Below are 13481 nucleotides of genomic sequence, written 5' to 3' on the forward strand. Positions count from 1 at the left end.
GCCTCCTGGAGTGGTCGCGGAGGTCGAGCGGATCGCCACCGAACTGTCATCGCTCGGCCGGGATGCCGAGGCTGTCGGGCGTCCCACCGGGAAGGACCGGCGGTCTGCGGGAATTCGACATCCTCAATCGGCGCGGTTTCATCAACTTCCTGGCCGTCCCCCGGCACGAGTGCGTCTACATCTGCGGCATCACCTGGTACGAGTGACGGCCCGGCCGATGACGAGAGCGAGAAGGGCGCTCGCCGCCGGGAGGGCGTAGGCCGTCGTCGGGCCCAGGTGGTCGACCAGGGCGCCCGCCGAGGCCGCGCCGAGAGAGATGCCCGCGAGGATGGCGGTGACCGCCAGGGTCATGCCCTCGTTGAGGCGGCCCTCCGGGGTGAGGGCGTGGACCCGGGACATCGCCGTGACCATCGTCGGCGCCGTGGCCATGCCCGCCAGCAGCAGGGCGCAGGTCAGCGGGAGCAGCGAGCCCGTGCTCGCCGCGAGCCACGGCAGGGCCATCGCGGCGGCCATGGCCACCAGGCAGGTGCGCAGGCCGAGCGGGCGCAGCGTGCCGTAGAGCAGGCCGGCCGCGCAGGAGCCCGCCGCCTGGAGGGCCAGCACCGGGCCGGAGGCGGCGCCCAGCCCCAGGGCGTCGAGGTGGGCGATCGAGGCGATCTCCATCGAGCCGAAGACCACGCCGGTGGCGAGGAAGAGGGGCAGCAGCGGGGCGAGGGCGCGCAGCGGTGAGCCGCGGCGCGGGCCCGTCGACACCGGGGGCTGGGTGGCGCGGCAGGAGGTGAAGACCAGCATGCCCGTCAGCAGCAGGGCGGCCGCGGTGAGGGTGCCGGCCTCGGGGAACACCACCGAGCAGAGGAAGGCGGCCAGGACCGGGCCGAGCATGTAGCAGAGCTCGTCGGCGGCCTGCTCGAAGGACATCGCGGTGTGGTGCGCGTCCGGGGCGCCGCGCAGCAGGTGCGTCCAGCGGGCGCGGGACATCCCGCCGATGTTGGGGGTGGTGGCGGTCGCGGCGTACGCGGCGAAGAGGGTCCAGGCGGGGGCCCCGGTACGGACGCACGCGATCAGCGACAGCGAGCCGAGGACCGCGATCAGGGTGGCCGGCACGGCGATCCGGGCCTGGCCGTGCCGGTCGACCAGCCGGGCCGTCCAGGGCGCGACCAGCGCGGTGGCGGCCAGGCCGGTGGCCGTGACCGCGCCCGCGAGGGCGTACGAGCCGCGCTGTCCGGCGATCATCATGACCGCGCTGACCCCGAACATGCCCATGGGGAGGCGGGCGAGGAGGTTCCCGGCGGTGAAGCCGCGGGCGCCCGGCAGCGCGAACAGGCGGCCGTAGGGGCCCCGCGGGCGCGGGGGAGCACGGTCGGGAACGGGCGGGGCGGACGGCGCGGACGGTGCGGCGAGGACCAGGGTGCTGCCGGTGACGGACATGAGGGGCATGACCACCACCCTCGGCCCGGACCGGGTGCACGGTCCAACACCTGTCCGGCGCCCATTCACGCCGATCCGTTGTTAGTCTCCGGGGATGATGCCCCGTGATGTGGATCCCCGACTGCTGCGCGGGTTCGTCGCCGTGGCCGAGGAGCTGCACTTCACCCGCGCCGCCGCCCGGCTGTACGTCGCCCAGCAGGCGCTGAGCCGCGACGTACGGCGGCTCGAGGAGGCCCTCGGCACCACGCTGTTCGTCCGTACGACCCGAGCCGTCGAGCCGACCCCCGACGGGGAGCGGCTGCTCCCGCTCGCCCGGCGGGTGCTGGCCGCGCACGAGGCGGTCGCCACCGCCTTCGCCGCCCCCCGGGCGCTGCTCGTCGACCTGAACACCGACGGGCCGAGCACCGCGCGCACCGTGCTGGAGCGGGCCCGGGAACTCGCCCCGGAATGCGAGCTGATGGCCCGCTGGGAGAGCGGGCTGACCTACGCCGCAGCCGAGGTGGCCGCCGGGCGCCTCGACGTCTCCTTCGGGTACGCCGCCGGGCTGGACCCGGTGTGGCGCTCCCGCATCGCGCACCGGCCCGTCCGGTACGAGCCGCTCGCCGTGCTGCTGCCCGAGGGGCACCCGCTGGCCGGGCGGGCGACCGTACCGCTGGACCTGCTGGCCGGGGAGACCGTGTACACGGGCGCCGGGAACCCGCGGACGCCGGAGTGGACCGGGCTGGCGCGCGAGCTGTTCGCCGGGCGCGGGATCCTGATGGCGCCGCCCGCGCCGGTGGCCGTCGGCAAGGACGAGTTCCGCCGGGTCATGGCCAAGACCGGCCATCCCGTACTGGTGACCGTGGACTTCGTCGACATGCCCGGGTCCGTGAAGCGGCCGCTCGTCGACCCGGTACCGCTGTCCCCGCTGTCGATGGTGTGGCGCAAGGGATTCGGCCACCCCGGTCTCGAAGCGCTGCACCGGGCCGCCGCCACCCTCTCCGCCGAACACGGCTGGCTGGAAGTGCCCCCGGCGAGCTGGCTCCCGGCCGCGCTCACAGGTGCCCCCGGCGGTGGGTGAGAGCAAGGTTTCCCCGCGGTCATCCGGCGGGGACCGGGGCCGAAACGCGCCGTTCCTACGGTCGTTCCACGGACGCGACAGCTGTGGAGGCGTGTGATGACAGGTACGACCGCACCGCGCAAGGGGGGCCGCTGGATCGAGCAGTGGGACCCCGAGGACGAGACCTTCTGGAAGGAGACCGGGGAGCGGACCGCCCGCCGCAACCTGGTCTACTCCGTGTTCTCCGAGCACATCGGGTTCTCCATCTGGTCGCTCTGGTCCGTGATGGTCCTCTTCATGGGACCGGCGTACGGGATCGACCCGGCCGGGAAGTTCTTCCTGATCGCGACCGCCACCCTGGTGGGCGCGATCGTCCGGGTGCCGTACACCTTCGCCGTCGCCCGCTTCGGCGGCCGGAACTGGACCGTCGTCAGCGCGCTGCTGCTGCTCGCGCCCACCGTCGCCGCGGTCGTGGTGATGGAGCCCGGCACCTCCTACGGGACCTTCCTGGTCGTCGCGGCCCTCACCGGCGTCGGCGGCGGCAACTTCGCCTCCTCCATGACCAACATCAACGCCTTCTTCCCCCTCCGCAAAAAGGGCTGGGCCCTCGGCCTGAACGCCGGCGGCGGCAACATCGGCGTGCCCGTGGTGCAGCTCGCCGGGCTGCTGGTCATCGCGACCGCAGGGGCCGCGCACCCGCGGTACCTGCTGGGCGCCTACATCCCGCTGATCGTGCTCGCCGCCGCCTTGGCGGCCGTCCGGATGGACAACCTGGCACCCGTGCGCAACGACACCGGCGCGGTCCGCGAGGCGCTGAAGGACGCGCACACCTGGATCATGGCGTTCCTCTACATCGGGACGTTCGGCTCCTTCATCGGCTACAGCTTCGCCTTCGGCCTGGTGCTGCAGACCCAGTTCGGCCGCACCCCGCTCCAGGCCGCCTCCCTGACCTTCATGGGACCGCTGCTCGGATCGCTGATCAGGCCGGTGGGCGGGGCGCTGGCGGACCGGTTCGGCGGGGCGCGGATCACCCTGGGGACCTTCGTCGCGATGGCGGCCGCGACCATGGTGGTGGTCTTCGCCTCCCAGCGGTCCTCGCTGCCGGTCTTCCTCGTCGGGTTCGTGGCGCTGTTCGTCCTGAGCGGGCTCGGCAACGGATCGACGTACAAGATGATCCCGGGCATCTTCCAGGCGAAGGCGCTGGCGCGCGGCATGAGCGGCGAGAGCGCGGCCGCGTACGGGCGGCGGCTCTCCGGCGCCTCCATGGGGATCATCGGGGCGGTTGGCGCGCTCGGCGGGCTGGGCATCAACCTGGTCTTCCGGGAGGCCTTCCGCACATCCGGCTCCGGAACGGCCGCCTTCGTCACCTTCCTCGGCTTCTACGCCCTGTGCTGCGTGGTCACCTGGGCGGTATACCTTCGCCGCCCGGCGGCCCGGGTGGTCCACACGGTCGGGGCCGAGACGAAACCGCAGCTCACGTCGGTGTAACCGGGGCGAAATACGGGTGAACCGAGTCCGACACGCCGTGTTGGCAAGCTCGGTCCGCCCGTACCGCCCCCCACCGCCCCCGCATGCGTCACTAGGCAGGTCACGATGGTCACGATGGACGACACGAACACCGGCCCGCTCGCGGGCTTCACCGTCGGGGTCACGGCGGCCCGGCGGGCCGACGAGCTCATCGCCCTGCTGCGGCGGCGGGGGGCGGCCGTCCTGCACGCGCCCGCCCTGCGGATCGTGCCGCTCGCCGACGACAGCGAGCTGCTGGCCGCCACGAAGGAACTGATCGGCCGCACACCGGACGTGGTCGTGGCCACCACCGCCATCGGCTTCCGCGGGTGGATCGAGGCGGCCGACGGGTGGGGCGTCGGCGAGGACCTGCTGGAGCGGCTGCGGGCCGCCGAACTACTGGCGCGCGGACCGAAGGTGAAGGGCGCCATCCGGGCCGCCGGACTCGTGGAGACCTGGTCCCCGGACTCCGAATCGCTGGCCGAGGTACTGGAGCGGCTGCTGTCGACGGGAGTGGCCGGCCGGCGGATCGCCCTCCAGCTGCACGGGGAGCCGCTGCCGGGCTTCGTCGAGGCGCTGCGGGCGGGCGGCGCCGAGGTGGTCGTGGTCCCGGTGTACCGCTGGATGGCCCCGGAGGACCTCGCGCCGCTGGACCGGCTCCTGGACGCGATGATCGCCGGAGCGGTGGACGCCGTCAGCTTCACCTCCGCGCCGGCGGCGGCCTCGCTGCTGTCCCGGGCGGAGGAACGCGGCCTGCGGGAGGGCGTACTGGACGCGCTGCGCGGCAGGCTGCTGTCCGCCTGCGTCGGCCCGGTGACGGCGCTGCCGCTGCAGGCGCACGGGGTGGACACGGTGCAGCCGGAGCGGTTCCGGCTGGGCCCGCTGGTGCAGCTGCTCTGCCGCGAGCTGCCCGGCCGGGCCCGGGTGCTGCCGGTGGCCGGGCACCGGCTGGAGATCCGCGGCCACGCGGTCCTGGTGGACACGCTGCTGCGCCCCGTACCCCCGGCCGGCATGGCCCTGCTGCGGGCGCTGGCGCGGCGCCCGGGCTGGGTGGTCTCCCGCGCGGACCTGCTGCGCGCGCTGCCCGGCGCGGGCCGGGACGAGCACGCGGTGGAGACGGCGATGGCCCGCCTGCGGGTAGCACTGGGCGCCCCGAACCTGATCCAGACGGTGGTCAAACGGGGCTACCGGCTGTCGCTGGACGCGGGCGGCGAGGCCAAGTACGGGGAGCTCCCGGCGGACGCGGTGACGGCCCGGGGAGTCGTCGGCTAGCGTGCCGGGATGATCGTTGACGGGGTTGAGATGAGGGGCGTCGGGCTCGGCGACGCGGCGGGGCTGGCCGAGACGTTCGCGCGCAACCGGGCCTTCATGGCGCGGTTCGAGCCGGTCCGGCAGGACGTGTTCTACACGGAGGCCGGCCAGCGGGAGCGGATCGAGGGCGTGCTCGCGGAACGGGACGCGGGGCGGATCGTCCCCTACGTGTTCGTGGAGACGGCCACCGGCGCCCCCGTCGGCGCGATCAACCTCGGCTCCATCGTGCGCGGACCGCTGTGCAGCGGCGGCGTGGGGTACTGGGTCGACCGGGACTGGCACGGCAAGGGGCTGGCCACCGCGGCCGTCGAGGAGGTCTGCCGGGTCGCCCGCGACGAGCTGGCTCTGCACCGGGTGGAGGCGGGCACCCTGGTCGACAACCTGGCGTCGCAGCGCGTGCTGGCGAAGGCCGGCTTCGAACAGTTCGGCCTCGCGCCGCGCTATCTCCACATCAACGGCGCATGGCGTGACCACCGCCTCTTCCAACGCCTCCTCCACGACAACCCCCCGTCGCCCTAGCCATCCTTGCGCCCCTCCGGCGAGGCTGAGGGGGCCGGCGAAGCCGAAAGCGGCCGGCGTCAGCCCGCACGTGCGGGCGGCGCGGGGGACGCTTCGTGCAGCGGAAGGGCGACCCACCGGTTCGGGGGCTTCCGCTCGGACCCGCCGGGCGGCAGTCTGGTACGGCACCCCACGACGGGAGGCTGACGGCATGCGGTTCGATTCCGGGCGGATCTGCCTGGACCTGGTGGCCACCTTCACCCCCCGGGAGGGGATCCCGGACGGCGACGGGCTGCGGTTGTGGCTCGCCGGGGCGGGACTGGTGCCCGACCGGACTCCGCTCGCCCGGGTGGGACCCGACTGGGCCGCGGCCTTCCGGTCGCTGCGCGCCGACGTGGAGACGCTCGTACGGGCGGAGCTGCTCGGCACCGATCCCGACGAGCCCGCCCTGTCCCGGGTCAACGCGCTGGCCGCCGGACCACCCCCCGGCCTGTGCGCCGTACGGGACCAGGAAGGGCACCTCGTGCGGGAGTTGTGCGGCGGCGTGGAGTGCGGCGCGCTGCTCGCGGCCGTCGCCCGGGACGCCGTCGAGCTGCTCACCGACCCCGGTGACCTGGCACTGCTGCGGGCCTGCGCCGGCGACGGCTGCACCCGCGTCTACCTGGACACCTCCCGGGGGCACCGGCGCCGATGGTGCTCCAGCGAACGCTGCGGCAACCGGGAGCGCGTGGCCCGGCACCGCCGCCGGGCCCTGGCGGCCGGGTCCCGGTAGGCAGGCGCACCGCCCCGTGTCCACCCCGCGAGACCGGTTCCGGAACGGGCGTGCGGACAGGGGGCCGATTCGCGTACCTTTGACGGTCGCCCATGCACGTCAGAAGGGGGCCTTGGTGGCCGCGCAGAATGCCGCTGTCGACAGCACGGCGGATTCCGTCCGCGATCGGGAGATCGCGGTCGAGCAGACGCATCTCGACCAGGTGTACCGACGCCTCGAGGAGAAGATCCACGAGGCCGAGTTCCTGATGAACGACGCCGCCAAGCGCGGCCAGGTGGGTACGCCAGGCGCGCTCGCCGAGCGCGACGCGCAGGTCTTCCGGGCGGGCATTCACCTGAACCGGCTGAACAACGAGTTCGAGGACTTCCTCTTCGGCCGCGTCGACCTGGTGCTCGGCAAGGACGGGGAGCGAGGTGCGGACGGCGCCTACACCTCCGTCGAGCCCGCCGACGACGCGATCCGCGAGGACCTCACGGCCGACATCGCCGAGACGCTGCACATCGGCCGCATCGGAGTCCTGGACTCCGACTACGCGCCGCTGGTCATCGACTGGCGCGCGCCGGCCGCCGCGCCGTTCTACCGGTCCACGCCCAAGGACCCCGGCCGGGTCGTGCGCCGCCGCGTCATCCGCTCCAAGGGCCGCAAGGTGCTGGGCGTCGAGGACGACCTGATGCGTCCCGAGGTCACCGCGTTCATGGACGGCCGGGAGCTGCCCGCCATCGGCGACGGCGCCCTGATGGCCGCCCTCGGGCGGGCCCGTACGCACTCCATGCGCGACATCGTCTCCTCCATCCAGGCCGAGCAGGACCTGGTCATCCGGGCCCCCGCCACCTCCGTCGCCGAGGTCGCGGGCGGTCCCGGCACCGGCAAGACCGCCGTCGCCCTGCACCGCGCCGCCTACCTGCTCTACCAGGACCGGCGCCGCTATTCCGGCGGCATCCTGATCGTCTCCCCGACCCCGCTGCTCGTCGCGTACACCGAGGGCGTGCTGCCCTCGCTCGGCGAGGAGGGCCAGGTGGCCATCCGGGCGCTGGGCTCGCTCGTCGACGGCGCGGAGGCCACCACCTACGACTCCCCGGCCGTGGCCCGCGTCAAGGGCTCGTCGCGGATGCTGAAGGTGCTCCGCAAGGCCGTGCGCGGCGCGCTGGAGCTCGGCGGCGCCCCCGACCGGCTGCGCGTGGTGGCCTTCGGCCGCCGCCAGGAGCTGGAGGCCGACGAGCTGAACCGGATCCGCCAGAACGTGCTCAGCGGCACCGCCCCGGTCAACCTGCTGCGCCCGCGCGCCCGCAAGCTGCTGCTCGACGCCCTCTACTCGAAGTCCGGCGGCGCCGGCCGGCACAGCGACCCGGAGCTGGCCGCCGAGCTGCGCTCCGCCTTCGACGAGGACATCTCCACCGAGGACGCCTTCATCGGCTTCCTCAATGCCTGGTGGCCCGAGCTGACCCCGCGCGTGGTGCTCGCCGCGCTCGCCGACGAGCGCCACCTCGGCCGCTGGTCGCGCCGGGACCTCAACCCGCGCGAGAGCCGCCAGCTGGCCCGCTCGCTGCGCCGGGTGGGTCCGGACGGCAAGGGCCCCCTGTCGGTGCACGACGTGGCGCTGCTGGACGAGCTCCAGCAGCTGCTCGGCGCCCCGGCGCGGCCGAAGCGCCGACGGGAGATGGACCCGCTCGACCAGCTCAGCGGGCTGGAGGAGCTGATGCCGACCCGCGAGGAGACCCAGTGGGAGCGGGCCGAGCGGCTCGCGGCGGAGCGCACCGAGTACGCGCACGTCATCGTGGACGAGGCCCAGGACCTGACGCCCATGCAGTGGCGGATGGTGGGCCGCCGGGGCCGGCACGGCACCTGGACGGTCGTCGGCGACCCGGCGCAGTCCTCCTGGACGGACCCGGCGGAGGCCGCCGCGGCCCGCGACGAGGCCCTGGGCTCGCGCCCGCGCCGGCGGTTCACCCTGACGGTGAACTACCGCAACCCGGCCGAGGTCGCCGAGGTCGCCTCCCGGGTGCTGCGCCTGGCGATGCCCGGCATGGAGGCGCCGACCGCGGTGCGCTCTACGGGGCTGGAGCCGCGCTTCACGGCCGCCCGGGGTGACCTGGGCACGGCGGTGCGGGAGGAGACCCGGCGGCTGCTGGAGCAGGTGGACGGCACGGTCGGCGTGGTCGTGGCCATGGACCGGCGCGCGGAGGCCGCGGGCTGGCTCGCGGACCTCGGCGGGCGGGCGGTGGCGCTGGGCAGCCTGGAGGCCAAGGGCCTGGAGTACGACGCCACGGTGGTCGTCTCCCCGGCGGAGATCGCGGACGAGTCCCCGGCGGGCCTGCGGGTGCTGTACGTGGCGCTGACGCGTGCGACGCAGCAGTTGACGGTGGTCTCGGCGGACCGGGACAAGCCGGACGCGGACGGGGTGCCGGAGCTGCTGCTGCCGTAGCGGATCCCGTGCGGATCGGCCCGGCGGTGGCGGTTCACCGCCGGGGTCCCGGCCGGGTCGGGACTGCGTACGTCCGGATGGTCCGCGGCCATGAGCGTGGTGCTCGGATACGACCGCGAGCAGGGGGATCACTTTCGGCGATCCTTTGTTAGCCTGAGTACGGCACCGACTCGATCCAAGCCCCCGGGCCCAACCTTCGTCGCTCAGAGCGACCACTTGCCGCGAGGCGAGCATGGCGGGTCGGTGTCATAGACGTATGAATTACCAGGTCCGCGTCCCCCACCTGTGGGGGACGCGGACCTGTTTTGTATGACCCCACCATTCCGAACACCTCTCGAATCTCGTATGGTGGAAGAGTCTTTCCGAATTTTGTAGCTGGTTACCTTGTACTGGCTGGTAGGTGGGACGATCGGACAACAGGCCCTGCCGCACCGGCTGTGCAGCGGGGCTCTGTGTGTTACAGCGAACCAGGGACAGAAGAGGAACACGGCCATGGCAACGGCGCCCAGCGTCTCGTATTCGATGACGGTCCGTCTGGAAGTGCCCGCGAGCGGAACCGCGGTCTCCCAGCTCACCACCGCCGTGGAGTCCTCCGGCGGCTCGGTCACCGGCCTCGACGTGACCGCATCCGGCCACGAGAAGCTCCGGATCGACGTCACCATCGCCGCGACCTCCACGGCGCACGCGGACGAGATCGTCGAGAAGCTGCGCGGCATCGAGGGCGTCAGCCTCGGCAAGGTCTCCGACCGCACCTTCCTGATGCACCTCGGCGGCAAGATCGAGATGGCGTCCAAGCACCCCATCCGCAACCGTGACGACCTCTCGATGATCTACACCCCGGGCGTGGCCCGCGTGTGCATGGCGATCGCCGAGAACCCCGAGGACGCGCGCCGCCTCACCATCAAGCGCAACTCCGTCGCAGTCGTGACGGACGGTTCGGCCGTGCTGGGCCTCGGCAACATCGGCCCGATGGCCGCGCTGCCCGTCATGGAGGGCAAGGCGGCCCTCTTCAAGCGCTTCGCCGGCATCGACGCCTGGCCGATCTGCCTCGACACCCAGGATTCCGACGCGATCGTCGCCATCGTCAAGGCCATCGCCCCCGGCTTCGCGGGCATCAACCTGGAGGACATCTCCGCGCCGCGCTGCTTCGAGATCGAGGCCCGGCTGCGCGAGGCGCTCGACATCCCCGTCTTCCACGACGACCAGCACGGCACCGCGATCGTCGTGCTCGCGGCCCTCACCAACGCACTGCGCGTGGTGGGCAAGGCAGTTGGCGACGTCAAGGTCGTCATGTCGGGCGCCGGCGCGGCCGGTACCGCCATCCTCAAGCTGCTGCTCGCGGCGGGCGTCAAGAACGCGGTGAGCGCCGACATCCACGGCGTCGTGCACGCGGACCGCCCCGACCTCGTGGACGCCGCCGCAGACTCCCCGCTGCGCTGGATCGCCGACAACACCAACCCCGAGGGCTACACGGGCACGCTGAAGGAGGCCGTGGTCGGCGCCGACGTGTTCATCGGCGTCTCGGCCCCCAACGTGCTGTCCGGCGAGGACGTCGCCGCGATGGCGGAAGGCGCGATTGTCTTCGCGCTCGCGAACCCGGACCCCGAGGTGGATCCGGCCGTCGCCCGCCAGACCGCCGCCGTCGTGGCCACCGGCCGCTCCGACTTCCCGAACCAGATCAACAACGTGCTGGTCTTCCCGGGTGTCTTCCGCGGTCTGCTGGACGCCCAGTCCCGCACCGTGAACACCGAGATGATGCTGGCCGCCGCGAGCGCGCTGGCGGACGTCGTCGGCGAGGACGAGCTGAACGCGAACTACATCATCCCGTCGGTGTTCAACGACAAGGTGGCGGGCGCGGTCGCGGGCGCCGTCCGCAAGGCCGCCACGGGGGCCTGAGCCCGGCTGTGACAGCCCTCACGGCGCTCCGCAACCGGCGCGTCGCGAGATGCGGGCCCAGCGGGCCGCCTCTAGTGTTGCGGGGATGCCCGCGAGGTCCGCGGTCCGCAGCGGCGTGTGAGCGAGGGCATGGACGGAGCGTCACCACGGTGTGACTGTGGCGCTTTTCGTGTGACCCCGACGGGTGCCGGATTGGCTTTCCCGCCGCTGGTGGGGGCAGGATGCGTAACCGGGCGAGAGGGTCTGACGTTCAGACCCGGGTCCGGGGACTGTCCTAGGGCCCTGGCAGCATCGGCTTCGATCTCACGCCTCTAAGGCAAGTTGAACACGGGAGTACAACATGAACCGCAGTGAGCTGGTGGCCGCTCTGTCCGAGCGCGCCGAGGTGACCCGCAAGGACGCCGACGCCGTTCTGGCCGCGCTCGCCGAGACCGTTGGCGAGATTGTCGCCAAGGGCGACGAGAAGGTCACCATCCCCGGCTTCCTGACCTTCGAGCGCACCCACCGTGCCGCTCGCACCGCGCGCAACCCGCAGACCGGCGACCCCATCCAGATCCCGGCCGGCTACAGCGTGAAGGTCTCCGCGGGCTCCAAGCTCAAGGAAGCCGCCAAGGGCAAGTAGTCCTGCCCCGGCGCCGAGGGCCGTGCAGGCCCTTGGAACGGCAGTAGTACGCAGAACGACGATGGGCGGTCACCCCCGGGCGGGGTGGCCGCCCTTCGGCTTGTCCGGGGCCGGACGGGCGGACGGACGGGGGCGGGCGGATCGGGCCGGACGGACGGGGACGGAAGCGGACGGACGCGGGCGGACGGGACGCGGGCCGGGGGAGCCGCGCCGACCGGGCCCGGCCCCGGAGGTCCGGGGCGGTCCGCCAGGCCCTGTGAGGCCCCGTCAGGGCCCTTGGCGGGGCCCTGGTATGCCCTTGGCATGCCCCACCCGGCTGCGGGCGGCCACGAGAAAGCCCCCCGGGCCCTGTGCGGGGCCCGGGGGGCTGCTGCGTACGCGGCGCGCGCGGTGCGGCTCGTACGGCTCGTTCGGCTCGTTCGGCGTCAGACGACGTCGCCGCCGGGCAGCTCGACCTTCGCGCCGAGTTCCACGAGCTTCTCCATGAAGTTCTCGTAGCCGCGGTTGATCAGGTCGATGCCGTGGACGCGCGAGGTGCCCTCGGCGGCCAGCGCCGCGATCAGGTACGAGAAGCCGCCGCGCAGGTCGGGGATGACCAGGTCGGCGCCCTGCAGCTTGGTGGGGCCGGAGACGACCGCCGAGTGCAGGAAGTTGCGCTGGCCGAAGCGGCAGGCGCTGCCGCCCAGGCACTCGCGGTACAGCTGGATGTGAGCACCCATCTGGTTGAGCGCGGAGGTGAAGCCGAGCCGCGACTCGTAGACCGTCTCGTGGACGATCGACAGGCCCGAGGCCTGCGTCAGGGCCACGACCAGCGGCTGCTGCCAGTCGGTCTGGAAGCCGGGGTGGACGTCCGTCTCCAGCGCGATGGCGTTGAGCGGGCCGCCCGGGTGCCAGAAGCGGATGCCGTCGTCGTCGATCTCGAACGCCCCGCCGACCCGGCGGAAGGTGTTCAGGAACGTCATCATCGAGCGCTGCTGGGCGCCGCGCACGTAGATGTTGCCGCCGGTCGCCAGCGCCGCGGAAGCCCAGGACGCGGCCTCCAGACGGTCCGGAAGGGCCTTGTGGTTGTAGCCGCCGAGGCGGTCGACACCGGTGATCCGGATCGTCCGGTCGGTGTCGACGGAGATGATCGCGCCCATCTTCTGCAGGACGCAGATGAGGTCCTCGATCTCCGGCTCCACCGCGGCGTTGCTGAGCTCGGTGACGCCCTCGGCCAGGACGGCCGTCAGCAGCACCTGCTCGGTCGAGCCGACCGACGGGTAGGGCAGGCGGATCTTGCAGCCGCGCAGGCGCTGCGGGGCTTCCAGGTACTGACCGCCCTCGCGCTTCTCGATGGTCGCGCCGAACTGGCGGAGCACGTCGAAGTGGAAGTCGATCGGCCGACCGCCGATGTCGCAGCCGCCCAGGCCCGGGATGAAGGCGTGGCCGAGCCGGTGCAGCAGGGGGCCGCAGAACAGGATCGGGATGCGCGAGGAACCCGCGTGCGCGTCGATGTCCGCGACGTTCGCGCTCTCGACGTGGGTGGGGTCGAGGACGAGCTCGCCCGGCTCCTCGCCGGGGCGGACCGTCACCCCGTGCAGCTGGAGCAGCCCGCGGACGACGCGCACGTCACGGATGTCGGGAACGTTGCGCAGCCGACTGGGTCCGCTGCCGAGCAGAGCGGCGACCATGGCCTTGGGCACGAGGTTCTTCGCACCACGGACACGGATCTCGCCCTCGAGCGGGGTACCGCCGTGGACAAGCAGTACATCGTCACTGATGCCGGTCATGAATCTCGCGTTCCGGAGAGGGGTGGGCAGGGGGCCAGGGGAAAGGGTAAGGGCCACCACCCCCTTGTTCGTAAGGCCGACGTGGCCGTAGGACTGTCATGAATTCGGCACAACACCCTCCGTATCCACCACATGGCGGAGCGTTGCGTTCCGCCTGGGCCGTCCGTGCGCGCTCCTCGCTGCTGCCGTGCGCCCTGAGCTGCGGGTGATCCGATCTC

Annotated in this window: 11 protein-coding genes; 9 read left to right on the plus strand and 2 right to left on the minus strand. The window is 72.9% G+C overall.

The features are described 5' to 3' along the window. The first annotated feature begins 62 nt into the window (after positions 1 to 62). Positions 63 to 206, plus strand: a complete 144-nt coding sequence (locus tag ACIQZO_RS11075; RefSeq protein WP_403623460.1) for a hypothetical protein — start codon at positions 63 to 65, stop codon at positions 204 to 206. On the opposite strand, the gene ACIQZO_RS11080 is transcribed toward ACIQZO_RS11075, so the two are convergent. Further along, entirely contained in the window at positions 190 to 1428 is a 1239-nt protein-coding gene (locus tag ACIQZO_RS11080) for an MFS transporter (protein WP_403624239.1), read from the minus strand. The genes ACIQZO_RS11075 and ACIQZO_RS11080 overlap by 17 nt on opposite strands. A 94-nt stretch (positions 1429 to 1522) precedes the next feature. Between ACIQZO_RS11080 and ACIQZO_RS11085 the strand changes: the two genes are divergently transcribed. From ACIQZO_RS11085 to ACIQZO_RS11120, 8 genes are all read left to right on the plus strand, one after another. Next, complete coding sequence (locus ACIQZO_RS11085) at positions 1523 to 2488, plus strand: LysR family transcriptional regulator (RefSeq protein ID WP_403623463.1); 966 nt, start codon at positions 1523 to 1525, stop codon at positions 2486 to 2488. Positions 2489 to 2584: 96 nt separating this feature from the next. Further along, the gene (locus ACIQZO_RS11090) at positions 2585 to 3955 is read left to right on the plus strand and encodes a nitrate/nitrite transporter (protein WP_403623466.1); all 1371 of its coding nucleotides are present in this window, start codon (positions 2585 to 2587) and stop codon (positions 3953 to 3955) included. 114 nt (positions 3956 to 4069) lie between these two features. Continuing rightward, positions 4070 to 5245, plus strand: a complete 1176-nt coding sequence (locus ACIQZO_RS11095; protein WP_403623469.1) for a uroporphyrinogen-III synthase — start codon at positions 4070 to 4072, stop codon at positions 5243 to 5245. Positions 5246 to 5254: 9 nt separating this feature from the next. Beyond that, a complete protein-coding gene (locus ACIQZO_RS11100) occupies positions 5255 to 5803 on the plus strand; it encodes a GNAT family N-acetyltransferase (protein WP_403623472.1) in 549 nt (182 codons plus the stop codon). A gap of 190 nt (positions 5804 to 5993) precedes the next feature. Further along, positions 5994 to 6554, plus strand: coding sequence for a CGNR zinc finger domain-containing protein (locus tag ACIQZO_RS11105; protein ID WP_403623475.1), 561 nt, complete (start codon positions 5994 to 5996; stop codon positions 6552 to 6554). A gap of 115 nt (positions 6555 to 6669) precedes the next feature. Further along, on the plus strand, positions 6670 to 8976 hold the full coding sequence (locus tag ACIQZO_RS11110; RefSeq protein WP_403623478.1) for a HelD family protein: 2307 nt from the start codon (positions 6670 to 6672) through the stop codon (positions 8974 to 8976). A 492-nt stretch (positions 8977 to 9468) separates the two neighbouring features. Continuing rightward, positions 9469 to 10872, plus strand: coding sequence for an NAD-dependent malic enzyme (locus ACIQZO_RS11115; RefSeq protein WP_403623480.1), 1404 nt, complete (start codon positions 9469 to 9471; stop codon positions 10870 to 10872). 340 nt (positions 10873 to 11212) lie between these two features. Then, positions 11213 to 11494: an HU family DNA-binding protein gene (locus ACIQZO_RS11120; RefSeq protein WP_007264399.1), complete on the plus strand. Its 282-nt coding sequence runs from the start codon at positions 11213 to 11215 to the stop codon at positions 11492 to 11494. A gap of 425 nt (positions 11495 to 11919) precedes the next feature. Here ACIQZO_RS11120 and murA read toward each other — a convergent pair whose 3' ends face one another. After that, the gene (murA, locus tag ACIQZO_RS11125) at positions 11920 to 13263 is read right to left on the minus strand and encodes a UDP-N-acetylglucosamine 1-carboxyvinyltransferase (protein ID WP_403623483.1); all 1344 of its coding nucleotides are present in this window, start codon (positions 13261 to 13263) and stop codon (positions 11920 to 11922) included. Between the last annotated feature and the right edge of the window lie 218 nt (positions 13264 to 13481).

The sequence above is a fragment of the Streptomyces sp. NPDC097617 genome, assembly GCF_044761485.1.
In the GTDB taxonomy this organism is placed as follows: Bacteria; Actinomycetota; Actinomycetes; order Streptomycetales; family Streptomycetaceae; genus Streptomyces.

Excerpts from the sequence above, each read along its gene's own strand:
- ACIQZO_RS11075 (WP_403623460.1), top strand. The coding sequence starts at position 63 with ATGCCGAGGCTGTCGGGCGTCCCACCGGGAAGGACCGGCGGTCTGCGG.
- ACIQZO_RS11080 (WP_403624239.1), bottom strand. The coding sequence starts at position 1,428 with ATGTCCGTCACCGGCAGCACCCTGGTCCTCGCCGCACCGTCCGCGCCG.
- ACIQZO_RS11085 (WP_403623463.1), top strand. The coding sequence starts at position 1,523 with ATGATGCCCCGTGATGTGGATCCCCGACTGCTGCGCGGGTTCGTCGCC.
- ACIQZO_RS11090 (WP_403623466.1), top strand. The coding sequence starts at position 2,585 with ATGACAGGTACGACCGCACCGCGCAAGGGGGGCCGCTGGATCGAGCAG.
- ACIQZO_RS11095 (WP_403623469.1), top strand. The coding sequence starts at position 4,070 with ATGGACGACACGAACACCGGCCCGCTCGCGGGCTTCACCGTCGGGGTC.
- ACIQZO_RS11100 (WP_403623472.1), top strand. The coding sequence starts at position 5,255 with ATGATCGTTGACGGGGTTGAGATGAGGGGCGTCGGGCTCGGCGACGCG.
- ACIQZO_RS11105 (WP_403623475.1), top strand. The coding sequence starts at position 5,994 with ATGCGGTTCGATTCCGGGCGGATCTGCCTGGACCTGGTGGCCACCTTC.
- ACIQZO_RS11115 (WP_403623480.1), top strand. The coding sequence starts at position 9,469 with ATGGCAACGGCGCCCAGCGTCTCGTATTCGATGACGGTCCGTCTGGAA.
- ACIQZO_RS11120 (WP_007264399.1), top strand. The coding sequence starts at position 11,213 with ATGAACCGCAGTGAGCTGGTGGCCGCTCTGTCCGAGCGCGCCGAGGTG.
- murA (WP_403623483.1), bottom strand. The coding sequence starts at position 13,263 with ATGACCGGCATCAGTGACGATGTACTGCTTGTCCACGGCGGTACCCCG.